We start from the raw sequence: 26,170 nt of genomic DNA, 5'->3' as shown, positions 1-26,170 counted from the left end.
GAGAGGAGTTCCTCCCTTTTTCAAAGGGAGGCTAGGAGGGATTATGAAAAGTAGAGAAAATTTGTGATTCATGTCGTCCTATACGAACCTGAGATTCCAGCGAATACAGGTAATATCATTCGTTTATGTGCCAATACAGGTGCGCAACTCCATTTGGTCAAGCCTTTAGGCTTTGAGCTGGATGATAAGAAGTTGAAACGTGCAGGTTTGGATTACCATGAATGGGCGAGAATGCAAATTTGGGACAATATCGAACTTTGTCTTGCTGATTTAAAAGCCAAGGGGGTGGAGCATGTTTTCCCGCTTACTACTAAAGGTTCAGCAACACCGCATACCGTTGATCTGAATCGTCCAGTTGCCTTGTTGATGGGGCCTGAAACCCGTGGTTTACCTGAGCAGGTACGTCTCATGTTCCCGCAAGAACAGTGGATTCGTTTACCAATGGCTGAAAATTCAAGAAGTTTAAACCTTTCCAATGCAACAGCCGTGATTGTCTACGAAGCGTGGAGACAGCAAGGTTTTAAACAACTCTAATCAAAGATCGCCATATGGACTTGCGACAACCAGCGTATAGCCATTTGGGTCTTTAAACCAAATTTCGCGATGATGCGCGTTGGGGTTATATTTAGGACCTTCTAAAATTTCAACTTGATGGGTTTGTAGCTTTTGTACAATCTCATCAAATTGATTGCTTTCAAACCACAATAGAACTCCATTCCCGATCACTCGTTTGGGATCACCAATATGTGGATGTTCATGCGCTTGCCATTGATGTAGTTGCAACACCATACGCTGTTCATACAGCAATTGTTCATAGTCTTTGCCGCCATGACCACTTTCTAAGCCAAGTATTGTTTGATACCACTGACTGGTTTTCTCAACATCTGCAACTGCAATTAAAGGTTGTGGATACATATGAACCTCACCATATCGTCTCGTTTATTCTTCTTGAATTGAATCAAATCGTTGTTGAGCATAAATGACTTGTTCGATATTACTTTCAGCCCAATCTTTGAGTTGATACGCCATTTCCGCGACTTCTAAACCGAGTGCGGTAAGTGAATAATCGACTCGAATTGGAGCGGTATTCTGCACTTGGCGCTCGATAAATCCATCTCTTTCCAACATTTTTAGCTTTTGTGACAATACTTTAGGTGAGATGCCTTGAATGTTTTTTTTCAATAAATTGAAATGTTGGGTTTCTCGCGCAAGCACATTAATGATCAACAGCACCCATTTATCTGCAATTTTTTCAAAAAATAACCGAGCAGGGCAATGTTGTTGATAAATATCGTATTTTAATGCCTGATTCATAGCGATAACCCTCATTTTCTCAATCGAATGTCCCTAGTTACCATCTGGTAACTAATTGACACCTAGTTTCTAAAATATATCATTAAATCGAACTTTTGAAAAATTTTGGATCCTCTCATGACACAAATTGCAGTTGTTTACTTCTCTGGCTATGGCCATACCAAAGTTGTTGCTGAAACTTTTGCGGGTGCGATTGACGCATCATTAATTGAAATTGATCAGAATGGTGAGATTACCGAGCGAGACTGGCAGACTTTAAATGAGGCACAAGGTATTGTTTTTGGAGCGCCAACTTATATGGCGGCAACCCCTTGGCAGTTTAAAAAGTTTGCTGACGCTTCTTCAAAAATCTGGTTTACCCGTGGCTGGCAGGATAAAGTCTTTGCAGGCTTTACCAATAGCGCGAGCTTGAATGGTGACAAGCAAGTGACCTTGATTCAGTTACAGACTTTGGCTTCACAGCATGGCGGTATTTGGGTGAGCTTAGGTTTGTTACCTGCCAATACTAAAAATGCGAAACGTGAAGATGTGAACAATTTAGGTGGCTCTGTAGGTTTGTTGGTTCAATCGCCATCAGATGCGGGCACCGATGAGATCCCAACAGGGGACTTGGAAACAGCGAAGCTTTATGCGCAACGTGTGAAATCGATTGTCGAAAAGCTGCACGGCTAAATTTTCAAGCCATAAAAAAGGCGCATTCAGCGCCTTTTTTATTACCTCATTAGATTAATGTCTGTCATCAAATTCATTATGCTGTGGTGCATTGTATTTGAAGCCTTTAGTCTTATAAGCAAGATAACCGACACCGATTACTGCCCAAGCCAGACCAATTTGTAAAGCCAATTTATCAATTTCTAACCACATCATAAACACGCTGGCGAAACCCAGTGTAGGAATGATGATGTAACTGATAATGTCTTTTGGTGTCTTGTTCTTGCCATCTCGCAACGCGTAGCGAGAAATCACCGAGAAGTTAACAAAGCTAAATGCAGTTAAAGCACCGAAGCTAATCAAGTTCACGATATGCTCAAGATCAAGGAAACCAGCAGACAACGCAACAACACCTACAATCAAGATGTTGTAAGTTGGCGTATGCAAGCGTGGGTTAATATGACCGAATAACTTCTTATTGATCACGCCATCACGACCCATCACATACATTAAACGCGATACACCTGCATGTGCCGAAATACCAGATGCCATGACTGCCACGACTGCAAAGTATAAAACCATGGTCTTAAATGCAAGGCTACCAATCGCTGCAACCATAACTGGCTGAGACTCATCCAGTGGGTTGAAGTAAGTACTCGGATTACTTGGGAAATAAAGCTGAATAAAGTAGGTGCTGACAATGAAGATGATACCCGCAACCAATGCTGTAGTGAAAATTGCGCGCGGCAAAGTTTTTTCAGCATCTTTGGTTTCTTCTGCAAGTGAAGAAAGCGCATCAAAACCAGTAAATGAGAAGCATAGAACGGTTGCCCCTGCAATTAAAGCCCCGACAGAGGTCATTTCATTCCAGAATGGCGCAAGCGACCATAATTCAGCTTTATCTGGATTTAGTGTGCCATCGGCATAAACTCCTTGTGTGAGTAGGATATAGACCTGATACACAAAGTAGAAAATCACACCGAGTTGGATCACCACAATGGTACTGTTAAAACGCGCAACAAAACGTGCACCAAACAAGTTGATCACCGTCATCAGGACGGTTAAACCAATCACCCAAATCCAGTTGTTTACTTCTGGGAATAATGCTCTCAAATAAATATCAGCAAGGATGATATTGACCAGAGGAGAGAGCAAATAATCTAACCACGAAGACCAACCCACCATAAAACCAACATTAGGGTGAATCGACTTTTGGGCATAGGTATATGCAGAACCAGAAGACGGATAACGACGAATCATGTGACCATAACTGATCGACGTTAAAAGAATTGCAACTAAGGCAAATATGTAGGAAGTCGGTACATGACCACCACTTCTTTCAGATACTAAACCAAATGTATCAAATAAAGTTAATGGTTGAATATAAGCTAAGCCAATAATGATGATGTGCCAAAGCACAAGATTCTTTTGAAGCTTCGCTGTTGGTTGAGTCCCAGATAAATTTGTCAACGGCGTTATCCTCATAATCGTTGATCAAAGATCAGCCATAGTGTTAAGGATCGTTTGAGACAAAAACGATCCCCCGTACAAAAAACGAAAGTGCGCCAATCTATCCTAAAACACTATAAATTGTCAGTACTTTTATGCTTTTTTTAGCAATTTTTTTGCCAATTGGGTAAAGAAATAGATGAATAAAGATTCACTTAAAAACGAAAAGCCCCGATATTCAATCAATATCGAGGCTTTTAAGCAGGAATACTTGATTTAACTCAATGTATTACCATGCTTTTTGCAAGATTGCACGAATGTCTTGCAAGTTTGCTTCTTTCGGGTTGTAAATGATGGAACCATCATTCAATGCTTTATCCGCAACTTCATCTAGCTGTGCTTCAGTGACTTTACCTGTTTCACGTAATGTACGTGGCAGTTTGGTCAGGCTGAAAAGACGATCACGCATTGCTAAAATCGTCGCAATTGCTTTGTCTGCACGTAAGTTTGCAGGAGTTTGTGCATAAATATCTGCACCCGCGAGTGGCAACAGTAACTCACCGATCTTGTCGCCATTAATCTCTTTGTTGTATTCCAGCACGTATGGCAGGAATAAGTTCATGCATAAGCCGTGGGGTAGATGTGCAACTGCACCAAGCGCATGACCCAATGAATGAACTAAACCCACCATTGAATTAGAGAAAGCAATACCCGCCATAGTGGATGCCTGAGCCAATTCTAAACGGCCTTGTGCATCACTTGGATTGTCTAATACTTTAAAGAGATTTTCACTGATCTTCTTAATCCCTGCACTGGCATAAGCATCACTCAGTGGATTTGCTGCTAAGCAAGTATAAGCTTCCACGCAATGAGTTAATGCATCCATTCCAGTCATGGCGGTCAGATGTGGTGGTAAAGTCTGGGTCATGCGTGGATCAAGAATCGCGGCATGCGGCATTAAGTAATACGAGGCAAAAGCCAGTTTTACATTACGTTGCGTATCTGAAACCACAGCCACCATGGTCACTTCTGAACCAGTACCAGAGGTGGTTGGAATCACAAAGAATGGCTTAAGTGGTTTTGGCAGGTTATGAGCACCTGAATATTGCAATAAATCATCACCACCTTCAGACACCAAGATATTGGTTGCTTTAGAGGTGTCGATGACTGAGCCACCACCAATCGCAATGATCGCATCACATTTTTTCTGGCGGTAAAGTTCTGCTGCTAAGCGAACGACTTCCAAGCTTGAATCAGGTGGAACATCATCAAAGATCGCGCCAATCACCGCATCAGTTGTACTAAAAGCTGCTTCGATTGGGCTAAGTAAGCCATTGGCACGTACGCCTTTATCGGTAATGATCATTGGACGTTTTGCGCCAAGCGTCGCAAGTTCAAATGGGATATGCTCTAAGGCAGCGTTACCAGCAATGACTTTTACAGGACAGAAAAACTCGTAATAAGGCTTAGCCATGTTATGCGCTCCGTTTGAGATATGATTTTGCGACTTTAAGATAAATATTTTTTGCGCCCGTGAATTTTTCTTTTAATGTTAATTCAGCAGGGTAGCGTTTGACTGCAAGTGAAGCGATTAGTTTAGGTAAAATCAGGGCTTCCATTTTGTTCAAGCAACGCACCAGACGGATGGCACTTGAAACATCACCATCGGCAATCATACGGTCATTGGCAAAGGCTTGTGCCGTACTTTCTTGGAAAGAAAATACTAAAAAGGCGTGGGTTAAATGCTTGAAGGTAATGGTTAAATCAGGCTTGCCTTTGTAGTTGGACAATAGCTCTAATTGTTTTTTTTCGGTTACTCGAGCAACAAATGCAGGTCCATTTGGGAAAACATTCATTGAAAGGATAAAACCAACAGGAAACTTCGACACTTCCTGTTGTACTTCATCATCCACTTGGCTTGCCATCACGAGGCCACGACCCACAACATCCATCATGAGTTTGACGTAGGCAAATTGCAACGTGGGCTTCACTGCTTTGGTTGAAATCACTTGCGTATCCCTTGTTAAAATTATGCAAAAGCTAATTTAGAGTATTTACTCTAATTTATTTTATTAGAATTGAAAAGTAAATTATTCAGATTTGACTACAAGGTCATTAAACAAATCGGTATTTTTTAAATAAGTAATGAAAGTATCACAGAGCTGTTCAAAGCTTGGGTAATCTTCAAGTAAGTCTTGCAGGCGCACCATTTCTAAACCTGCATACCCGCATGGGTTAATGGTTTGAAAGCCAGTTAAGTCACAGTCAATATTCAGGGCAAGACCATGATAACTACGACCACGACGAATTTTAAAACCGAGTGAACCAATTTTACGCCCATCTACATATACCCCAGGTGCATCTGGTTTGGCGTAAGCATCGATATTGTACTGTTTGAGCAGATCAATCATAGCTTGTTCTGCAAAACTGACCAAAGTACGGACATGCCACTTCAAGCGATTGAGATCCAAAAGGAAATAGGCCACCAGTTGGCCTTTGCCATGCCAAGTGACCTGACCGCCACGATCAGTATGAACAATTGGAAGATTACTGTGCATAAGGATGTGTTCTGCTTTACCTGCTTGGCCTTGGGTCAAGACATCTTGGTGTTGTAATAACCAGACTTCATCAGGGGTGTTTTCATCACGATTAGTTGTGAAGTCTTTCATTGCTTCAAAACGCGTCGTGTAATCTTGTAGATCATTGAAACAACGAATGATTAAAGTTGGTTTTACAGCACTCATTACAACAGAACATCCTTTACAGTTTTTAAATGGTCAATAGCTTAATTATGTAATGATTTGGGGAAGATAAATAGCTATTTATCAAAATGTTGAAGCTTATTTTTTAGTGCAAAAAAAAATCCAAAACACTTTCGTATTTTGGACTTCTTTATTAAAGCGCTGTCTTAATTAAAGGACAGGCTGCAAGATCAGCGTATAAGGCATGAACTTGTTCCAACTCTTCAAAACGCAATTGTGCAGTTAAAGAATGGTATTTGCCTGTACGTGATGGCTGAACTTTCACTGTGTCGCCATCAAATTCAGGGAAGTGCTTCTGCAAAATATCAACAACAGCCACTCGAAGTTCATCCCCTGCATTACCAATCAATTTGATTGGATAGTCCATCGGGAAAACCCAAAGATGTTCTTGCAATTCACGAGAAGGAGTGCGGTCTAACATGAGCAACCTCTTAATTTGAAACGCCTGCATCAGTGCAGGCGCTTTTGATCTAATACATAAATGGGGATGAAGTGTTGAACTTCAAGTCTTGAGTAAGGGCTTTAACCCTCACTCAAGATATCCCAAAGATTAGTCATTTTCCAAGAAAGAACGTAAGTGTTCTGAACGAGAAGGGTGGCGAAGTTTACGCAATGCTTTCGCTTCAATCTGACGAATACGTTCACGTGTTACATCAAACTGTTTACCAACTTCTTCTAAAGTATGATCGGTTGGCATATCAATACCAAAACGCATTTTCAATACTTTTGCTTCACGTTCAGTTAAGTTTTCAAGTACTTCACGCGTCGCTTCTTTTAAGCCTTCCGAAGTTGCAGCATCAATTGGAGAAGTGATGTTGCCATCTTCAATGAAGTCACCAAGATGCGAATCTTCATCATCACCAATCGGTGTTTCCATCGAAATTGGTTCTTTTGCGATTTTAAGTACTTTACGAACTTTAACTTCGTCCATTTCCAGACGCTCGCCTAATTCTTCAGGAGTTGGTTCACGGCCCATTTCTTGAAGAAGCTGACGAGAAACACGGTTGATCTTGTTGATTGTCTCAATCATGTGTACTGGAATACGAATGGTACGTGCTTGGTCTGCAATCGAACGTGTGATCGCCTGACGAATCCACCAAGTTGCATAGGTCGAGAATTTATAACCACGACGGTATTCAAACTTGTCTACGGCTTTCATCAAACCGATGTTACCTTCTTGAATTAGATCAAGGAATTGCAAGCCGCGGTTGGTGTATTTCTTCGCAATCGAAATTACCAAACGTAAGTTTGCTTCAACCATCTCTTTCTTGGCACGACGTGCTTTTGCTTCACCAACTGTCATACGTTTAGAGATATCTTTGATATCTTTAACGTTTAGGCCAAGATCTTTCTCAATATCAGCAATCTTTTGTTGGAATGCCAATACATCAGGACGAACTTTTTCTAAATGACCTTTGGTTTCCGCAGGCGCTTTTGCAATTTGTTCATCTAACCAAGCTAGATTTGATTCTTGCTCAGGGAAGCTAAGACGGAACTGATTACGATCCATACGGCCACGACGTACTGCATAACGCATAATTTCACGTTCGTTTGAACGGATTTGTTCATGAGTACCACGAATCATTTCTGAAATGATTTCAAATAAACGAGGTGTGAATTTGAACATCATGAACACAGCAGCAAGCGACTCAAGCGCAGCATCCGCTTCAGCGCTGTTACGGCCATGTTTTGTGATGATTGCTTTGGTCTCATTCCAAGCGTTTTCTAGCTCAGTGAAACGTGCTTTTGCAATTTCAGGGTCGGGACCAGAGTCACCTTCAGAATCATCATCACCTTCAGACTCTTCTTCTTCGTCATCATCATCAAGTTTGACATCTTTCGCTTTAGATGGAGATTTTTCATCATCTTCTTCAAGCTCAGCTTCTTCTTCAAGAACTTCAGGAATTTCTTCATCAGATTCTGGATCTAAATAGCCAGAGAGAATATCGGCAAGACGACGCTCACCTGTTAAAAAGTCATTATATTCTTGTAAAACAACTTCAACCGCATTTGGCCAGTAAGCAATCGAATGTAAAACGTCACGAATACCTTCTTCGATACGTTTTGCAATGCTAATTTCGCCTTCACGCGTAAGAAGTTCAACCGTACCCATTTCACGCATATACATACGGACAGGGTCTGTGGTACGACCAGGCTCACTTTCAACCGATGCTAATACGGCAGCAGCTTCTTCCTCAGCAACCTCATCGGCCGCTTCAGTTGATTCACCAAACATGGTGTCGTCAGTTTCTGGCGCACGTTCATGCACTGGAATACCAACGTCTTGAAGCATCTGAATGATGTCTTCAATCTGCTCACTTTCCGTAATTGAGTCTGGTAGATGATCGTTAACCTCAGCGTAAGTTAAATAACCTTGCTCTTTGCCTCGGCTAATCAGAGCCGCTACTTGCGAAGTAGGGGAATTCATATCGCTCATCTTTGCTTACTCTTTTGTTGAATCTGGGGCGGTGAAAAACCGTGCATGATAGCACAATTCACGATGAATGTTTTGGATTCGATCCGTTAACTTTAAAATAAAAATAGCTTTGATTTCACGTTCGTTCCTTGAATATGGGGTTAAGTCATAATTTTTCAAGCTGTTGATCATGATTGCAGAACTTTTTTGATTGCTGTTGTCCTTTGATTATAAATACACAAAAAAACTGATGAAAAAAAGTACAAAACATCATTTTATAGCAAAAAAAACAAATAAAACTTGACAAGGTTCGTGAAGACCGATAAATAGCGGCTAGACCCATTTATATTTTTTCATTAGAGGTACTTAGTGTCTTCTACAGATTTTGAATTAGATGATGATAACTATGGTGAAGATGATGCTGGTTTTGATGAGTCATCTGGAAAAATTACTGCCAAAGAATCATTAGAAAAGCGCCGTTTGATCGATGATCTTTTGGCTCAACGTCGTTTAGAGCGAGAATTAAAAGATTTTGATTATGATTTCGACGACGATGATCTCGGTGACGAAGACTAAGCAAAATTGCTGAGACTTTGCGCCTGAAAATGTTATGCTGTTGCCGATGTATTTTTGAAGTTGGATAAAGAATGAGCACGTTAGATTTAGACTTATTAAGTAATTATCTTGACGGTGATCAAAACGAATATGGTCTAGATTTCGCAGCGACTCATGGCTTTTTGTGCGCGATTGCGGTTGGACCAAAATTTGATCGTTGGTTAGATGAGCTTTTTGAGAGTAACCAAAAGAAATTACCTGCTGAAATTATTGAGCAGATCCATGCATGGTTGGACTCTATTCGCCAAGATTTAGCGAATGAAAATGGAATCGAATTTCCATTTGAAATCGAAGAGGCAAGTGTCGAATCTAGTCTTGGTGATTGGAGTGTGGGCTTTGTTGATGCAATGTTCTTAAATGAAGATGCATGGTTTGCACCAGAGTTTGAAGAGCAGTTGATTGACCTAACACTTCCAGTGATGGTGTTCAGCGGTATTGATGAAGAAGATCCACAAATGGAATCATTCCGTCGTAATGGTCAGTTGATGGATGAATTAGCGGAAGAAATTCCAAATAATTTAAATGAACTTTATTTGATGTATCACACACCAGCGTGATCGATATTTTGAGCGACTGCAAGGGTGGCTCATGTATCACATAGCAGATTCAATATTAAAACGTCCTGAGAGGACGTTTTTTTATTGCTGAATTTTTGCTCCAGGTTTTTTTGAGTGAATCGTTTAAAAAGTAGTAAGCAATAAACTCAGCCCTAATGCACCCAAGACAATGCCAATAATTTGGTTGATGTGGATTTGCTTGGCTAGAATTTTATTTCTAATCTTGGGCGCGGAGCAGAAAAGTGCAATAAGTCCAAACCAAAGCAGATGAGTTCCCGACATGAAAATGCTGTAGGTGAATAGCTTCACACTGTTATTTTCAGATGTCATGATTTGCACAAAAATACTGATCACAAAGAGTGTAGTTTTGGGATTCAGGCTATTGGTTAAAAAGCCCTGTTTGAATGCTTGCCAATCGGTTATATCTAAGCTTTTCACATCTAAATTGACTGGGCTTTGGGTAAATGTTTTGTAACCGATATAAATCAAATAGCTGGCACCGAGATATTGGATCAAATGAATTAAACTCGGAAGATATTGTTGTAAAAACGTGAGTCCAATTAAACTATAGCTAATGTGGACCCATACACCACAAGCAATACCGCAAGCTGTATATAACCCTAAATTCCGACCATAGAGATAGCTGTTTCGAGTCACTAGGGCAAAGTCTGCGCCTGGACTGATGACGGCAAGTATCGTGACTAAGCCAACGGTTATGATTTCATTCACTCATCTATTCCTAGATTGATGTATTAAAGATTTTTTATATTTTTCATATTCTTGCTATATTTAAAATTGAAGTTAATTCTTGTTATGCATGAGTTTTTGGAATGATTGAGCGATTATCTTTGAATTCACTCAAGTTTTTTTATTATGTAGCACGTTTTGAAAGTGTGACGGTTGCTGCGGACAAGCTATTTGTGACGCAAAGTGCGGTGAGTAAACAGCTTAAAAACTTGGAAGAAAGCTTAGGCTTGGTGTTATTTATACGAGAAGCCAGAAAATTAACTTTAACCTCAGAAGGAGAAGTGCTGTTTGAATGCTGCCAGCAGGTATTTCAACAAATAGATCAGTGCGTATTGCAATTACAGCAGCATAGCAAAGCGCAAAAGAGCTTAACTCTTTCTTGTGAACCCACACTTGCAATGAAATGGCTGATTCCTCGATTGTTACACTTTAAGCAGCTTTATCCTGAGTTTGAAGTCAGTTTATTGACGGGTGGTGGAGTCGTAGATTTTTCATCGCAGAACATTGATTTGGCCTTAAGGCGGGATGACTTCGATTGGGATGCTGCACTGTATAGCGAAAAAATTGCAGATGAGCAGATGTTAGGTGTAATAGGGAAGAGTGGCCATGCAGCAGCGACACAAGTGTTTATTTCAAAGTCTAGGCCAAAATTATGGCAACAGTTTAAGCAGCAGCACCCCGAACAATTGAAGAGTTTAAAACGGTCATCTCTGGAGCATTTTTATTTGTGTATAGAGGCTTGTTTGGCTGGCTTGGGCGCGACTGTGGTTTCAGCTTATATGGTTGAGCGGGAAATAAAATATCAAATGCTGGATCGGCTGACAGCTGTGTATGCTGATGGCTCCGCTTATCACTTATTATCAGCTCAACCTTTTGAGGATGATATTCGGAAGTTGGTGTTTAGAGACTGGCTGAAAGATGAAATGCAAAAGAGTCAATTGTGGTTGGCTTCATTTGATCAAGCAAAAACTGAATGATCGTAACTAAGCCCGCGCTTTTAGGAATGATTTGATTTATTTAGATAAAACTTTTTGATTATCCACCACAGGATATAAAGGAGAACAAGCGCAAAAATGATGTAGCTGATACGTTGCAGAATCACCATCATCAGTGCCTGATTTTCACTAAAATGAAAGCCGAGATAAGCTAAAAAGCTCGTCCAAATCACGGTTCCAGCAGTACTGTAGAACATAAATTTGGCAAAAGGCATTCTACTCATACCAGCAGGAATACTAATTAAAGAACGCACAGCTGGAATCATACGACCAAAGAAAACAATCCGATGCCCATGTTTGTTAAACCACATTAAGGCCTTTTCTAGGTCAGTCACCTGAATGCGGAGGTATTTTCCATAGCGTTCTACAAAATTAAATAGACGTTGCTGAGGGACTTTGCGTCCTATCCAATACAACAGCATCGCTGCGAGTATTGAACCTGCACTGCCTGCAATAATGACACCGATGAGGGTAAGTTCGCCCTTTGATGCAGTATAGCCTGCTGAGGGCATAATGATTTCAGATGGGATAGGCGGGAAGACATTATCTAGAAACATTAAAAATGCGATACCTAAATATCCAAGTTTCTCCATGATGGATAGAACCCACTCTTCCAGTCCCATAATGCCCTTATATGATTCATTTGATTATTGTTTTTAGCATAGTTGTAGTTGATGTAATGCTCAATAGCCGAATCGTTACATGATTTTTATTAACACAATAAAAAAGCCATAGTTAAACTATGGCTTTTAATTTACTTATTCAGTTTATAGACGTTTGCGTTTAGCAGCCGCAATTTGTGACTGGCGCATACGGAAGCCTGCTTTTTGCTTGTCCGTGGTTTTATCAATACAGTAAACACAAGATACGCCATGTTCATAGCTTGGCAGTTCAGCTTCAACTTTGGTTAATGGCCAACCGCAAGCATGACACTTGATGTTTTCACCTTCTTCAACACCATGAGTAACAGCAGTACGGCCATCAAAAACGAAACATTCACCTTCCCACATGCTTTCTTCAGCAGGTGTTTCTTCTAGATATTTAAGAATGCCGCCTTTTAGGTGATAGACCTCATTGAAACCTTCTTGAAGCAGGAGAGAGGTTGATTTTTCACAACGAATACCACCAGTACAGAACATCGCAATTTTCTTGTCTTTGTGCTGTTCAAGATTCTGTTTTACATACTCAGGGAATTCACGGAATGATTCTGTTTTAGGATCAATTGCGCCCTTGAATGTGCCTGCTTTATATTCATAATCATTACGGGTATCGATCAGGATTACATCATCACGACTAATCAGATCATTCCATTCTTTAGGATCAAGATAGTGGCCGACTAAATCACGTGGCTTTACTTCTACACCTAAAGTTACAATTTCATTTTTAAGTTTAATTTTCATTTTACGGAATGGCTTTTCAGAGCTTTCAGACTCTTTATATTCCATTGCGTTAAAACCTTCGTTGAGAAGGAATTGATGAACTGTATCAATCGCGGCACGGTCACCAGCAACAGTTCCGTTAATCCCTTCAGACGCTACAATCAGAGTTCCACATAAATTGATGCTATTCACTAAGTTCAAAAGACGTTGTTGCAGATCCGCTGCATCTGAAACTTCTTTAAATTGATATAGTGCTGCAACAACCCAATTATTGGTCGCTTGCTGTTCTACAGGTGCAAGCTGTTCTACAGTAGCGTTCATGGATAACTCCAAATGTATTAAGATAGAAAAATAAGGCGCACATTTTAGCGCGAAATCTGAAAATAAGCGAGAAAACCATAAAATAAATATGGTTTTAGAGGAGTTGGTTTTGAGTAATGATCGTCGAATTCCATCATTGACCCCATGTGCAGGGCGTTGTTCAACGGTGTTTGGTGATCTGGTTTGCCGTGGCTGTCGTCGTTTTAATCATGAGGTGATTCAGTGGAATACCTATACGGCAGAGCAACGCTTGATGGTGTGGAAGCGCTTAGACGCGCAACTTGATCAGATCTTGGTGCCTTTGCTGCCGCATGCAAATGTACAGCATATCGAGGGTTTTATTCAGAATAAGCGTACCCGTGTCTTAGAGAGTGCGAGCAAAGGGCGCAAGCTGTACCATGCCTTAAAAATTTGTGAAAAGAATAAACATTTGGCGCATGAAAGTGGCCTTGGTATTAGTGATGCACAAGTTAAACCGATTTGGGATGAATTTGAACGTCGCGTACTGGCCTTAGCAAAAGCGAGTTATGAATTGGCTTGGTTGCGTGCCGATGGTATTAGCAATACTTTATTGCGCGCGCTAGAACTAGAAGAAGATGAGATTTAAGCAAGCACTTGCTGTAAAATCTTATTGATCATCAAGGGGTTTGATCAACATCTAGCTGATCTTGTTTATATTTTGAGATTCGTTGATCTCCCTGTTATGAAACAGGTTGGATAGTTTTAAAGCGCTAGGGTTACGGGAAAAATATTGAGCGATGATCTGTTGATCTTGTTCGCGAATCAGGCTGATTTTGAAACCGTGCGTGGTCGTTCCAGAAGAACGCCCTTTAGATCGGTAGATCTTTTCAGTGATGATGTAGATATTTTCTCCATCACTAAAACGTCGATCTTCCAAAGTCTGTAGCTGCACTGGTTGAGGAAAATGATAGAGCACTTTTAATCGTTGATAAAACTCATCATAGATATAAATGTTTTGCTGATCTGCAAAAATATAACTGAAATTTCCTGGATAGGGCTCACTGTTTTGGCTACCAATGAGTTGCAGGTGTGATAAATCAACAAGCGTTGTTCCCCAAAACTTATGCTCAGCAATATGTGGTAATGGATGTTCATTTAAATAAAAAGATCGACCGTCTGTTGCTAGATTTAAGTTCTGACTAAAACGGTTGCTGCCACTAAAAATTTGAGTCTGTTGCGCATTTAACTTGCCCAGCTTTTTATCTTGATAATAAACCACCTGTTGGTCGTGGATATATTGGCTGCTATTTGGAAATGCTTGGCTCTGTTGCGGATCTAAATCCATTAAGGCTTTTGTTTTGTAAAAGACCTGTTGATTATCTTTAGCATAAAAATAGCCAAGCGTATTGAATCTTGGATGCAATATTGCCGTGAAATGTGTGGCATTCGCGTTGGTTAAGCGTATATCCCGAAAATAAACATGTTGACCATCTTTGGTGAAATCATTGCCTAAATAGCGTGTTTGTGCAGGATTTAATTGAGACAGGATGTGGTCTTGCCAGTAAACATGTTGTGGTGTTTTACCTACATTGCTATACAGCTCATCTGCACGATTAGGAAGATTGCTCAGAGCTAAACCTGTAAATTGATCAGCCTTTGCTTGGGGAACTAAAAAAGTACCTTGGCCTTGTTTAAAAATATAAACCTGATTCTGGAATGTTTCGAAATTTGTGCCGGAGATTGACTGGGTTTGTTGGTGAGGCAGATCAATGCCGCCATCATCAAATTCACGCCAAAGAAGGTAGCTCATAAAAAGGCTAAAACTGGCTAAAATAACAAGGATTAATCCAACTGTCAGCCATCTTTGTTTTCTTTGAAAAGCGTCTAGCGCCTGTTGATCTGCAATTATGCTAATGCTATCAATATGGGTTTTCTTGTTGGGGCTTGTATTGCTGATTCGTTGCAGTTGTTGCTGTTTTGCCAGCGCTTCCAGTTTTTTCCAGAATGGTAAAAACTCACAATGTTGCTGGGTTAACGTGGCAGGCCACATCCATGAATTAAAATAGAAATACTGTCGATAGGGTTTAGTTTTGCTTAGAAGATTGAAACTATGGATTTGAGTGTGTTGTTGTTGAAGTTGTATCTGAATCAAATCTTGCCAAGTGAAAAAAGCAGCTTGCTTGGAATCTTCCAGAGCCATGCCTTGCTGATATAACTTAAAGGTGATGGAGCGTCTAAAGTATTTTTGATAAAGCTGGTTATACAGGTAAAGCGTTGCTATCAATAAAGCAAACATCAAAGCAATGTTGAGCAGTTGGGCAAAGAAAGGTAGGAATTGATAAAGATAGTACAGGCTTAAATCATAACTAAAGTAAACGAGTAAGAGCCAAGTCAGTATGATCATCAATAAAAACAGCATAAAGGACGCAATTTTTATTTGAAAGACGGGCAGTGTGACCTGTATCAAAACAGCGGATCTTTTTATCATCGGCTTGGTAAGTTAGTTCTGCAAAATGAATGTTGTTTAAGTCTTCTTTTTGAGCATAACCGATAAAAACAAAAAAAGGATGCAGAAGCATCCTTTTTTATTAACGCTAATCGAAATTAACGTTTGATGTCGCGCTGAGTCGAGCCTGTGTAAAGCTGACGTGGACGACCGATCTTGTAAGGACCGCTGTGCATTTCTAACCAGTGGCTGATCCAACCAACTGTACGTGCAAGCGCGAAGATCACCGTAAACATACCTGTTGGGATACCAATCGCTTTTAAGATGATACCTGAATAGAAGTCTACGTTCGGGTAAAGCTTACGCTCAACGAAGTACGGGTCGTTCAGTGCAATACGCTCAAGTTCCATTGCAAGTTGCAATTGTGGATCGTTGATGCCTAATGCAGCAAGAACTTCGTCACAAGTTTCTTTCATGACTTTCGCACGTGGATCGAAGTTTTTATAAACACGGTGACCGAAGCCCATGAGTTTAACTTCTTTACGTTTTACTTTTTCCATGAATTCAGCAACGTTTTCTACGCTACCAATTTCATCTAACATTTTAAGTACAGCTTCGTTTGCACCACCGTGAGCAGGTCCCCAAAGTGCTGAGATACCAGCAGAGATACATGCATATGGGTTTGCGCCAGTAGAACCAGCAAGACGAACTGTAGAAGTAGACGCATTTTGTTCGTGGTCAGCATGAAGCGTGAAGATACGATCCATTGCACGAGCAAGAACTGGGTTTACTTTGTAATCGCGGTCAGCAGGTGTAGCAAACATCATATGTAAGAAGTTTTCTGCGTAACCAAGGTCATTACGTGGGTAAATGAATGGTTGACCTACTGTATATTTGTAGCTCCACGCTGCAAGCGTAGGAATTTTCGCGATTAGGCGAATTGCAGTAATTTCACGGTGGTTTACATCTTCGATGTCTAAACCGTTGTGATAGAACGCAGATAATGCACCAACAACACCAACCATTATAGCCATAGGATGAGCATCACGACGGAAACCATTGAAGAAACGGCTTACTTGATCATGAACCATAGTATGGTTACGTACTTTAGCGTCAAATTCTGCTTTCTGTTCAGCATTTGGAAGCTCACCATTTAACAATAAATAGCAAGTTTCTAAGTAGTCTGCTTGAGTCGCTAATTGATCAATTGGATAACCACGGTGTAATAACACACCTTTGTCACCATCAATGAATGTGATCTTAGATTCGCAAGCAGCTGTCGCCATAAAACCAGGATCGAAAGTAAAGTGACCTGATGCTAATACATCTTTAACGTCAATTACATCTGGGCCTAATGTGCCGCTGTAAATTGGTAATTCAATTTCTTTGCCATCAAGCTGTAATACGGCTTTTTTGCCAGTTGCTGCAGACATTCAATAGATCTCCTGTCCTGGTGAATGATTATCTGACTCGAAATACTAATCTTGTCATGTGCGAATCAGACGGTGTCAAAATTTGCTATAAGATTAGTGGTTACTAAAATTTTGTCAATTATACTTAGGGATAAAAAATGACGTTGCTACAGTCAATTAGTCATTCAGTATCGAAGAAAAAACTGAGTAAAATCACAGCACCGGTCGAGTATAATATGTCAAATCAAGTTTCAGGTGCATAAAAAAAATGAAGCATCAGTCCAATTGTAAGTAAATTTTTATTTGGGAAGGGGAGCACTACTTATAAAATAAATACTTATCTTGGTTAAAACCCCTATATTTCTCGTTGTTTACTCTTAAACGGCCATTCAAAAATCATTTAAAAACGTAATCTGTCGCATCATTATTGATTCATTATGGTGCGATTAATTGTATAAAAAATGACTTGTTGATTTTGCTTAATTGAATGATAAAAATAGATTATCAATTTATGATATTTAAAATATAAATGAGGGCTATTATTTTAAAGTATGTATCACGTCGCGAAATTATGCTGATTTAAAGCCGGAAAAGCTGTTTTTTAATAAATATAAAAGAAAAGAATTTATAAAATTAAAAAGTATCTATAAAAAATAGTGTTTTATTTTTATCATTACAAAACAATTAGATAGTTGTTTTTGTCTGAATTCGGTGGTTTTGTCGCCGTTATTATGCGTGTGAATGATTCTTATTTAAAGTTTTTTTCGACTAAAGCGAAAGTTGATTGTTTGTATTTTGATATTTCACGTTTTATAATTCGGTGTCGTTATATAGGTTAGGCATGTGCTGTGCTTGCCTAACAATGCCAGCTTTCCTTTGAATTAAGTCAAACAAACTCCAGATGGAGTTTCTACCTACAGGATGCCCGCTGTGAAAAGCAACAGACCTGTCAATTTGTCCATGGGTCAGGTATTAGCGGTAAATTTACGCTCGCCCGTGGCTATTGCCTCAATTCTACACCGTCTATCAGGTGTAATCGTTTTCGTATTAGTTGCAGTTCTTTTATGGATTTTGGATAAGTCTTTATCTTCTCCAGAAGGATTTGACTACGTTAAAAATGTCGTTTTCGGAAATATCATTGTACGTTTCATCGTATGGGTATTTGTAGCTGGCTTGATTTTCCACTTTATCGCAGGTGTGAAGCATTTACTTGCTGACCTCGGTTTTGCTGAAGAACTTCAAAGCGGTCGTATTGCAGCTACAATTTCATTGATCTTGTCTGCGATTGGTATTGTCGCAGCATTCGTATGGATTATGTTCTGATGAAAAGTGCTACAGGTTTAACAGGTTCAGGTTCTCGCGATTGGTATATCCAACGTGTCAGTGCTGTAGTGTTAGCTGCATACACTGTTGTTTTGTTTGGCTGGATCCTTTGCAATAGTGGATTTGGTTATGAACAGTGGGCTGGCTTTATGCTGACTTTGCCAATGAAGATTTTCTCTTTATTAGCAGTGTTATCGCTCGTTGCACACGCTTGGATTGGTATGTGGCAAGTCTTTACTGATTATGTAACGACTCGTCAAATGGGCCCTTCAGCTTCAGGTTTACGCCTTGTACTCACTTCTGCTGTCATTATTTCAGTGTTCGTGTACGCAATCTGGGGTATCCAGATTTTCTGGGCAAATTGATAGGAAGAGATCATGGGCGCAATTAACCCTAAAGAAGATTATTCAAATATTCAAAACCTCACTTTCGACGCAGTTATCGTTGGTGGTGGTGGTTCTGGTATGCGTGCTGCTTACCAACTTGCTCAAGCGGGTTTAAAAGTTGCTGTATTGACCAAAGTATTCCCAACACGTTCGCATACAGTTGCCGCTCAAGGTGGTATTGGTGCGTCGTTAGGTAACATGCAAGAAGATAATTGGCATTATCACTTCTATGACACGGTTAAAGGTTCTGATTGGTTAGGCGATCAGGACGCAATCGAGTTCATGACACGTGAAGCGCCAAAAGTTGTGTATGAGCTTGAACACTTGGGTATGCCGTTTGACCGTAACGAAGATGGTACGATCTATCAGCGTCCATTCGGTGGTCACTCTGCAAACTACGGCGAAAAAGCTGTTCCACGTGCGTGTGCTGCTGCTGACCGTACAGGTCACGCGTTATTGCATACCTTATATCAAAGCAACGTAAAAATGGGCACCCAGTTCTACGTTGAGTGGATTGCATTAGACTTGATCCGTAACGAAGCGGGTGATGTTCTTGGTGTGACAGCGATCGATCAGGAAACTGGTAACATCGCCGTATTCCAAGCGAAAGCGACTTTATTCGCTACTGGTGGTGCTGGTCGTGTGTACCGTGCATCAACCAATGCTTATATCAACACTGGTGACGGTCTTGGTATGGCTGCTCGTGCAGGTATTCCACTACAAGATATGGAATTCTGGCAATTCCACCCAACGGGTGTTGCGGGCGCAGGCGTATTGTTGACTGAAGGTTGTCGTGGTGAAGGTGGTATCCTTCGTAACAAAGACGGCGAACCATTCATGGAACGTTATGCACCAACTTTAAAAGACTTGGCGCCACGTGACTTCGTATCACGTTCAATGGACCAGGAAATTAAAGAAGGTCGTGGTTGTGGTCCTAAAGCGGATTATATCTTACTTGATATGACTCACTTGGGTGCTGAAACGATTATGAAACGTCTTCCATCTGTATTTGAGATTGGTAAGAAGTTCGCAAACGTTGACTGTACCAAAGAGCCAATTCCAGTTGTACCAACAATCCATTATCAAATGGGTGGTATTCCGACCAATATTCATGGCCAAGTGGTTGTACCGCATGGCGTTGAAGAAGGTGAATTCTCTGCAAGCTACAACAAAGACACCAAAGAGTATCATTATGTCGGTACTCGTGATTACGTAAAACCTGTGAAAGGGTTCTATGCAATTGGTGAATGTTCTTGCGTATCAGTACATGGTGCAAACCGTTTAGGTACAAACTCATTGCTTGACCTTGTGGTATTCGGTAAAGCAGCGGGTGAGCACATCATTGACTATGTGACTAAACATCATGGCGATGATTATCAACCGCTTCCGACTGATGTATTGGTAAATACATTAGAGCGTATTCGTAAGTTAGATGATTCAACTATGGGTGAAAACGCGCAAGAAGTTGCTGATGCAATCCGTGACATCGTACAAGATCACGCAGGTGTATTCCGTACTCAAGCATTGCTTGATAAAGGCGTAAAAGAAATTCTTGCGATTGAGCCACGTGTTCGTAACATTCATTTGAAAGACAAATCTAAAGTATTTAACACTGCACGTGTTGAAGCATTAGAAGTTGAAAACTTGTATGAAGTTGCGAAAGCGACTCTGATTTCTGCTGCTGCACGTAAAGAATGTCGTGGTGCGCATACAGTTGTTGACTATGAGTTAGCACCTGATCATCCAACTTATTCTTACGGTCGTCGTGATGATGAATGGATGAAGCATACTTTATGGTATTCATCAGACAACCGTCTTGAATATAAGCCGGTACGTTTCAGCCCGTTAACGGTTGAAGCAATTGAACCTAAACCACGTACATTCTAATCGGGAGAACAAAGATGAGTAGAGGCACTCGTACATTCGAAATCTACCGCTATGATCCTGATAAGGATAAAGCGCCGTACATGCAAACTTTCAAACTTGAGTTAACTGATAAGCACCGTATGTTGCTTGATGCATTACTTGCGTTGAAAGTGCAAGATGAGTCATTAACATTCCGTCGCTCTTGCCGTGAAGGTATTTGTGGTTCGGATGGTGTGAACATCAATGGTAAAAATGGTTTAGCGTGCTTGTGGAACTTGAACGATTTACCAGAGAAGATTGTGATCCGTCCTTTACCTGGTTTACCTGTGGTAAAAGACTTGGTTGTAGACATGAATCAGTTCTATGATCAATATGATAAGATTCAACCGTTCTTGATCAACAATCAGCCTGCACCTGCGAAAGAGCGTTTACAGTCTCAAGCAGAACGTGAACATTTAGATGGTCTATATGAATGTATTCTTTGTGCATGTTGTTCAACTTCATGCCCATCATTCTGGTGGAACCCTGATAAGTTCCTTGGACCGTCTGCATTGTTAAATGCATACCGCTTCATCATTGACTCTCGTGATACGGCAACACAAGAGCGTTTGGCTCGTTTAGATGATCCATTCTCTTTGTTCCGTTGTAAGGGGATCATGAACTGTGTATCTGTATGTCCTAAAGGTTTGAACCCGACAAAGGCAATTGGTCACATTCGTAATATGTTGTTAGATCAAGCTGGTTAATCTAGTTTTCTAAGCAACAAAAAAGGAGACTCCGAAAAGGGTCTCCTTTTTTACGTTTAGTACTGTTACTTTTGATTGGTTAAAAAATGGTTGCTTAAAAATATTCAAGCTTGAAATTTAGAAATTCGACCCTAAATATTTATAGATTTTACTGTTAAATAAAATCATATAAATCGATATGTTGGTTTGTTTTTGATCGAACTGCGTGGGATTTGTGCAAGATTTGTAGAGAATGTTTATTTTTGATCAATCAGAGTGCAACTTTTATCAAAAGGGCGGTATATTAGAATATAATTTGATGTGTGTATTTCGCTGCTTTATGGATGGTATGTGTCAAAAAAATCAATCCAAGCTTGAGAACATGTTAGGATTTCTGCCACAACTGGAATCAAAAAATAAGCAGATTCTTGAGCTTATCTAAGGATCTGGTCTTAGAGATTTGTACAGGTTTTGTGGAAAAAGTCAATTTAGAAAAGTTAAAAATCGAGTTAATTTTTCTAAAATGATTTGCAAAAAATTGCTCGATTTCATCGAGTATGAAGAATGAGTTATATGCCTTGAATTGAAGGTGTATAGCTCATTTGTTACATCAAAGGGAATACTCCTGATGTGTAGTAATAATGTCTCAAGGTTGGATGATCTTGGGTAGTAGTGTCTTGTTACCAATTTGACACTATGAATCATGGGTGTGCTTAAAAGGCAGCCTGTATTATTTTTTGCAATAGGAAATGGGTCCAAAAATGCAAGAAGTTGCTGACGCTTCGCGTCTTGACACTGAACTTTCCGCTGATAGTGCAGCGTATATTGAAGAGCTATACGAACAGTACCTAACTTCTCCAACCTCAGTGTCAGAGGATTGGCGTGAATATTTCGATAAATACCCTAAAGGTGATCAACCACACGGCAGTGTGCGCGAGCAATTCCTCCTTTTGGGTCGTAATGCGAACCGAGTTCAACCTGTTGTACAAAGCACTGTAAGCACAGAGCATGAGCGTCGTCAAATTGGTGTTTTACAATTAATCGCTGCTTATCGTAACCGTGGTCATCAAAAAGCTAAACTCGATCCATTAGGTCTTGCGAAACGCGAAGACGTTCCTGACCTCGATTTATCTGCGCACGGTTTAACTAAATCAGATCTCGATACTGTATTTAATACAGGCAACCTCGCAATTGGAAAAGCAGAAGCAACATTGTCTGAAATGGTTGATGCCATGGAAGCAACTTACTGTGGTTCAATTGGTGCAGAATATATGCATATCGTTGATACCAAAGAAAAACGTTGGATTCAGCAACGTTTAGAAGGTGTCCGCGGTAAATTCAATTTTACCAATGATCAGAAAAAAGGCTTTTTAGAGCGCTTAACTGCGGCAGAAGGCTTAGAAAAGTATCTTGGTAATAAATTCGTTGGTGCAAAACGTTTTGGTGTAGAAGGCGGTGAGTCTTTTATTCCAATGATGAACGAAATCATTCAACGTGCTGGTAGCGTCGGTTGTAAAGAAGTTGTGATTGGTATGCCACACCGTGGTCGTCTCAACCTTCTTGTCAACATCATGGGTAAAAACCCAGCTGACCTTTTCGGTGAGTTTGAAGGAAAAAGTATTCATAAGAAAGGTTCTGGTGACGTTAAGTATCACCAAGGCTTCTCTTCAAACGTAATGACTCCAGGCGGCGAAGTTCACTTAGCATTAGCGTTTAACCCGTCACACTTGGAAATTGTTGGTCCAGTGGTTGAAGGTTCAGTTCGTGCACGTCAAGTACGTCGTAAAGACATTGGCGGTGATGATGTACTGCCTGTAATCGTTCATGGTGATGCTGCATTTGCTGGTCAAGGTGTAAACCAAGAAACCTTCCAAATGTCACAAACACGTGGTTACACAGTGGGCGGTACCGTTCATATTGTGATTAATAACCAAGTCGGTTTCACAACTTCTGATCCACGCGATACACGTTCTACAGAATACTGTACTGACGTCGCAAAAATGATTCAGTCACCGATTTTCCATGTTAATGGCGATGATCCTGAAGCTGTAATTTTTGCAACTCAAATCGCGCACGATTTCCGTCATGAATTCCGTAAAGATGTCATCTTAGATTTGTTCTGCTACCGTCGTCGCGGTCATAACGAAGCGGATGAACCATCTGCAACGCAACCAATGATGTATCAAGTGATCAACAAGAAAGCGACTACGCGTACCTTGTATGCAGATCAATTGGTTCAACAACAAATCCTTGATCGCGCAAGTGCCGATGCAATGGTTGAAGGCTACCGTTCTGATCTAGAAGCAGGTAATCATGTTGCCAATGCACTTGTTCGTGAACCAAACAAAAAGATGTTTGTCGATTGGGCACCTTATTTGGGCCATGAATACACAGATCTTTGGGATACAACGTTCAGCGTTGATCGTTTGAAAGAACTTGGTTTGAAAATGAATACATTGCCAGAAGGTTTTGTATTACAGCGTCAAGTTCAAAAAGTCATTGATGATCGCGTAAAAATGCAAACAGGCGAAATGCCACTCAACTGGGGTGCTGCAGAGACCTTAGCATATGCATCTTTACTTGATGATGGCTTCTTGGTTCGTATTACAGGTGAAGACGTAGGCCGTGGTACATTCTCACATCGTCATGCCAAATTACACAACCAAGTTGATGGTTCTGTTTATATTCCACTTTGCCATATCAAAGAAAATCAGCCACGTACTGCGGTCTATGACTCTTTATTGTCAGAAGAAGCGGTTCTTGCATTTGAATACGGCTATTCAACGACATTGCCAAAAAGCTTAATCGTTTGGGAAGCACAATTTGGTGACTTCGCAAACTGTGCGCAAGTTGTTATTGACCAGTTTATCGCTTCGGGTGAAACCAAGTGGGAGCGTGTTTGTGGTTTAACAATGTTGTTGCCACATGGTTATGAAGGTCAAGGTCCAGAGCATTCATCTGCACGTTTAGAGCGTTTCTTACAGCTTTGTGCAGAAGACAATATGCAAGTGATGACACCGACAACTCCAGCGCAGATTTTCCATGCGTTACGTCGTCAAGCAGTTCGTCCGATTCGTAAGCCAATGATCGTAATGTCACCAAAATCGTTATTACGTCATAAACTTGCGACTTCAACTTTAGATGAATTAGCAAACGGTTCATTCCAAACTGTGATCGATGAAATTGATCAAATCAACAAAGCTGATGTGACTCGTTTAGTGCTTTGTGGTGGTAAGGTTTATTACGATTTACTCGAAAAACGTCGTGAACTTGGTTTAAACCATATTGCGATCGTTCGTATCGAACAATTGTACCCATACCCAGAGCAACGCCTTGCTGAAGTCATGGCAGCTTATCCAAACATTCAAGAACTTGTTTGGACACAAGAAGAGCCGAAAAACCAAGGCGCTTGGTTATTCATCGTTCCTCGTTTGTATGAAGACGTTCTTAAATCTGGTAAACAAATCCGTATTAGCTATGCTGGTCGTGAAGCATCTGCCGCACCTGCTTGTGGCTCGCCATACTTGCATGCAAAACAACAAGCTCAGCTTATCAATGACGCACTTGCGATTGAAGTTGAACAATCAGGAGATTCTAAATAATGGCAACCGAAATTAAAGCACCGGTATTTCCAGAGTCAGTTGCTGACGGTACGATCGCAACTTGGCACAAGAAAGTAGGTGAACCTGTATCACGTGATGAAGTGATCTGTGACATTGAAACCGATAAAGTTGTTTTAGAAGTGGTTGCTCCAGCTGATGGTAGCTTAGTTGCAATCATCAAAGGTGAAGGCGATACAGTTCTTTCTGATGAAGTGATTGCTCAATTCGAAGCTGGTGCTGTTTCTGCAGCTGCTCCTGAAGCTGCTGCACCAGCGGCGGCGGCTCCTACAGCTGCTGCTCCTGCGGCTGCAGCATCAACTCAAGCTGTTGATGCAAACCAAGCGCCTGCAGTTCGTAAAGCATTATCTGAAACTGGTATCAATGCTGCTGACGTACAAGGTACAGGCCGTGGTGGTCGCATCACTAAAGAAGATGTTGCTAGCCATCAAGCTAAACCTGCTGCATCAGTTCAACCATTAAGCGTTGCTGTAGGCGAGCGTATCGAGAAACGTGTTCCAATGACACGTTTACGTAAGCGTGTTGCTGAGCGTTTATTAGCTGCTACACAACAAACTGCAATGTTAACAACGTTCAACGAAGTTAACATGAAGCCAATCATGGAAATGCGTAAGCAATATAAAGATGCTTTCGAAAAACGTCATGGTGCTCGTTTAGGCTTTATGTCTTTCTTTGTTAAAGCAGCGACTGAAGCATTAAAACGCTACCCAGCAGTGAATGGTTCAATTGATGGCGATGATATCGTTTATCACGGTTTCTATGACATCGGTGTTGCTGTATCGAGTGAGCGTGGCTTAGTTGTACCAGTCCTTCGTGATACTGACCGCATGAACTATGCAGAAGTGGAAAACGGTATCCGTGATTACGCTTATAAAGCGCGTGATGGTAAATTAGGTATCGAAGACATGACTGGCGGTACGTTCACGATTACCAATGGTGGTACTTTCGGTTCATTACTTTCAACACCAATTTTAAATACACCGCAAACAGCGATCTTGGGTATGCATAAAATCCAAGAACGTCCTATGGCGGTAAATGGTCAAGTTGAAATCTTGCCAATGATGTATTTAGCGCTTTCTTATGACCACCGTTTAATCGATGGTAAAGAAGCTGTAGGTTTCTTGGTAACAATCAAAGAATTGTTAGAAGAGCCAGCTAAACTTATTCTTGACCTATAACTTATTACTTAATAATCCCCTCTAAATCCCCCTTTTATAAAAGGGGG

At 40.7% G+C, this 26,170-nt stretch carries 25 protein-coding genes; 12 read left to right on the top strand and 13 right to left on the bottom strand.

Going from position 1 to position 26,170, the window contains the following annotated elements; translation table 11 throughout:
• The first annotated feature begins 63 nt into the window (after nucleotides 1–63).
• Complete coding sequence (locus tag GBI66_RS02235) at nucleotides 64–534, top strand: tRNA (cytidine(34)-2'-O)-methyltransferase (RefSeq protein WP_004669235.1); 471 nt, start codon at nucleotides 64–66, stop codon at nucleotides 532–534.
• Here the strand turns inward: GBI66_RS02235 and GBI66_RS02230 are convergent, their stop codons facing one another.
• Nucleotides 535–915: a VOC family protein gene (locus GBI66_RS02230; protein WP_151715025.1), complete on the bottom strand. Its 381-nt coding sequence runs from the start codon at nucleotides 913–915 to the stop codon at nucleotides 535–537.
• A gap of 24 nt (nucleotides 916–939) precedes the next feature.
• Nucleotides 940–1,314 carry a helix-turn-helix domain-containing protein gene (locus GBI66_RS02225; protein ID WP_151715024.1) on the bottom strand — a complete coding sequence of 125 codons (375 nt, stop codon included), beginning with the start codon at nucleotides 1,312–1,314 and terminating at the stop codon, nucleotides 940–942.
• A 117-nt stretch (nucleotides 1,315–1,431) separates the two neighbouring features.
• Between GBI66_RS02225 and GBI66_RS02220 the strand changes: the two genes are divergently transcribed.
• Nucleotides 1,432–1,986 (top strand): flavodoxin family protein, encoded by a 555-nt coding sequence (locus GBI66_RS02220; RefSeq protein ID WP_151715023.1) that lies wholly within the window; start codon nucleotides 1,432–1,434, stop codon nucleotides 1,984–1,986.
• Nucleotides 1,987–2,040: 54 nt separating this feature from the next.
• On the opposite strand, the gene GBI66_RS02215 is transcribed toward GBI66_RS02220, so the two are convergent.
• From GBI66_RS02215 to rpoD, 6 genes are all read right to left on the bottom strand, one after another.
• Nucleotides 2,041–3,435, bottom strand: coding sequence for an APC family permease (locus GBI66_RS02215; protein WP_151715022.1), 1,395 nt, complete (start codon nucleotides 3,433–3,435; stop codon nucleotides 2,041–2,043).
• A 268-nt stretch (nucleotides 3,436–3,703) separates the two neighbouring features.
• Nucleotides 3,704–4,888 carry an iron-containing alcohol dehydrogenase gene (locus GBI66_RS02210; protein ID WP_005192586.1) on the bottom strand — a complete coding sequence of 395 codons (1,185 nt, stop codon included), beginning with the start codon at nucleotides 4,886–4,888 and terminating at the stop codon, nucleotides 3,704–3,706.
• 1 nt (nucleotide 4,889) lies between these two features.
• Nucleotides 4,890–5,423, bottom strand: coding sequence for a hypothetical protein (locus GBI66_RS02205; RefSeq protein ID WP_151715021.1), 534 nt, complete (start codon nucleotides 5,421–5,423; stop codon nucleotides 4,890–4,892).
• A gap of 81 nt (nucleotides 5,424–5,504) precedes the next feature.
• Complete coding sequence (lipB, locus tag GBI66_RS02200) at nucleotides 5,505–6,158, bottom strand: lipoyl(octanoyl) transferase LipB (protein WP_151715020.1); 654 nt, start codon at nucleotides 6,156–6,158, stop codon at nucleotides 5,505–5,507.
• A gap of 151 nt (nucleotides 6,159–6,309) precedes the next feature.
• Complete coding sequence (locus GBI66_RS02195) at nucleotides 6,310–6,597, bottom strand: YbeD family protein (protein ID WP_004652212.1); 288 nt, start codon at nucleotides 6,595–6,597, stop codon at nucleotides 6,310–6,312.
• A 129-nt stretch (nucleotides 6,598–6,726) separates the two neighbouring features.
• On the bottom strand, nucleotides 6,727–8,613 hold the full coding sequence (gene rpoD, locus GBI66_RS02190; protein WP_005192581.1) for an RNA polymerase sigma factor RpoD: 1,887 nt from the start codon (nucleotides 8,611–8,613) through the stop codon (nucleotides 6,727–6,729).
• Between the two features lie 348 nt (nucleotides 8,614–8,961).
• On the opposite strand from rpoD, the gene GBI66_RS02185 reads away from it, so the two are divergent.
• Both GBI66_RS02185 and GBI66_RS02180 read left to right on the top strand, forming a co-directional pair.
• A complete protein-coding gene (locus tag GBI66_RS02185; RefSeq protein ID WP_005150329.1) occupies nucleotides 8,962–9,168 on the top strand; it encodes a PA3496 family putative envelope integrity protein in 207 nt (68 codons plus the stop codon).
• Between the two features lie 71 nt (nucleotides 9,169–9,239).
• Nucleotides 9,240–9,764, top strand: coding sequence for a YecA family protein (locus GBI66_RS02180; protein WP_005150330.1), 525 nt, complete (start codon nucleotides 9,240–9,242; stop codon nucleotides 9,762–9,764).
• 123 nt (nucleotides 9,765–9,887) lie between these two features.
• On the opposite strand, the gene GBI66_RS02175 is transcribed toward GBI66_RS02180, so the two are convergent.
• Complete coding sequence (locus tag GBI66_RS02175; protein WP_151715019.1) at nucleotides 9,888–10,493, bottom strand: LysE family translocator; 606 nt, start codon at nucleotides 10,491–10,493, stop codon at nucleotides 9,888–9,890.
• Between the two features lie 101 nt (nucleotides 10,494–10,594).
• Between GBI66_RS02175 and GBI66_RS02170 the strand changes: the two genes are divergently transcribed.
• Entirely contained in the window at nucleotides 10,595–11,488 is an 894-nt protein-coding gene (locus GBI66_RS02170; RefSeq protein ID WP_151715018.1) for a LysR family transcriptional regulator, read from the top strand.
• A gap of 20 nt (nucleotides 11,489–11,508) precedes the next feature.
• Here GBI66_RS02170 and GBI66_RS02165 read toward each other — a convergent pair whose 3' ends face one another.
• Both GBI66_RS02165 and GBI66_RS02160 read right to left on the bottom strand, forming a co-directional pair.
• Nucleotides 11,509–12,129 carry a DedA family protein gene (locus GBI66_RS02165; protein ID WP_151715017.1) on the bottom strand — a complete coding sequence of 207 codons (621 nt, stop codon included), beginning with the start codon at nucleotides 12,127–12,129 and terminating at the stop codon, nucleotides 11,509–11,511.
• A 144-nt stretch (nucleotides 12,130–12,273) separates the two neighbouring features.
• Nucleotides 12,274–13,206 carry a rhodanese-related sulfurtransferase gene (locus tag GBI66_RS02160; RefSeq protein WP_151715016.1) on the bottom strand — a complete coding sequence of 311 codons (933 nt, stop codon included), beginning with the start codon at nucleotides 13,204–13,206 and terminating at the stop codon, nucleotides 12,274–12,276.
• A gap of 109 nt (nucleotides 13,207–13,315) precedes the next feature.
• On the opposite strand from GBI66_RS02160, the gene GBI66_RS02155 reads away from it, so the two are divergent.
• A complete protein-coding gene (locus tag GBI66_RS02155; protein ID WP_032857212.1) occupies nucleotides 13,316–13,813 on the top strand; it encodes a DUF1289 domain-containing protein in 498 nt (165 codons plus the stop codon).
• A gap of 51 nt (nucleotides 13,814–13,864) precedes the next feature.
• Here the strand turns inward: GBI66_RS02155 and GBI66_RS02150 are convergent, their stop codons facing one another.
• Both GBI66_RS02150 and gltA read right to left on the bottom strand, forming a co-directional pair.
• Entirely contained in the window at nucleotides 13,865–15,655 is a 1,791-nt protein-coding gene (locus GBI66_RS02150) for a DKNYY domain-containing protein (RefSeq protein WP_151715015.1), read from the bottom strand.
• 116 nt (nucleotides 15,656–15,771) lie between these two features.
• Nucleotides 15,772–17,046, bottom strand: coding sequence for a citrate synthase (gene gltA / locus GBI66_RS02145; RefSeq protein ID WP_004652200.1), 1,275 nt, complete (start codon nucleotides 17,044–17,046; stop codon nucleotides 15,772–15,774).
• A gap of 900 nt (nucleotides 17,047–17,946) precedes the next feature.
• Between gltA and sdhC the strand changes: the two genes are divergently transcribed.
• From sdhC to odhB, 6 genes are all read left to right on the top strand, one after another.
• A complete protein-coding gene (gene sdhC, locus GBI66_RS02140; protein WP_050560503.1) occupies nucleotides 17,947–18,348 on the top strand; it encodes a succinate dehydrogenase, cytochrome b556 subunit in 402 nt (133 codons plus the stop codon).
• The gene (gene sdhD / locus GBI66_RS02135) at nucleotides 18,348–18,713 is read left to right on the top strand and encodes a succinate dehydrogenase, hydrophobic membrane anchor protein (RefSeq protein ID WP_004652198.1); all 366 of its coding nucleotides are present in this window, start codon (nucleotides 18,348–18,350) and stop codon (nucleotides 18,711–18,713) included. Before sdhC ends, sdhD begins: the two co-directional genes overlap by 1 nt.
• Nucleotides 18,714–18,725: 12 nt before the next feature.
• On the top strand, nucleotides 18,726–20,621 hold the full coding sequence (locus GBI66_RS02130; RefSeq protein WP_151715014.1) for an FAD-dependent oxidoreductase: 1,896 nt from the start codon (nucleotides 18,726–18,728) through the stop codon (nucleotides 20,619–20,621).
• Nucleotides 20,622–20,635: 14 nt separating this feature from the next.
• Complete coding sequence (locus GBI66_RS02125) at nucleotides 20,636–21,346, top strand: succinate dehydrogenase iron-sulfur subunit (protein WP_004664446.1); 711 nt, start codon at nucleotides 20,636–20,638, stop codon at nucleotides 21,344–21,346.
• Between the two features lie 740 nt (nucleotides 21,347–22,086).
• Nucleotides 22,087–24,927, top strand: coding sequence for a 2-oxoglutarate dehydrogenase E1 component (locus GBI66_RS02115; protein ID WP_005192562.1), 2,841 nt, complete (start codon nucleotides 22,087–22,089; stop codon nucleotides 24,925–24,927).
• Entirely contained in the window at nucleotides 24,927–26,123 is a 1,197-nt protein-coding gene (gene odhB, locus GBI66_RS02110; protein ID WP_151715013.1) for a 2-oxoglutarate dehydrogenase complex dihydrolipoyllysine-residue succinyltransferase, read from the top strand. Before GBI66_RS02115 ends, odhB begins: the two co-directional genes overlap by 1 nt.
• Nucleotides 26,124–26,170 lie beyond the last annotated feature (47 nt).

It is taken from the genome of Acinetobacter sp. TUM15071 (assembly GCF_008980925.1).
Classification (GTDB): Bacteria; Pseudomonadota; Gammaproteobacteria; order Pseudomonadales; family Moraxellaceae; genus Acinetobacter; species Acinetobacter dispersus.
The sequence above is the reverse complement of the archived record's forward strand: the minus strand, read 5'-3'. Positions and strand labels throughout refer to the sequence as shown.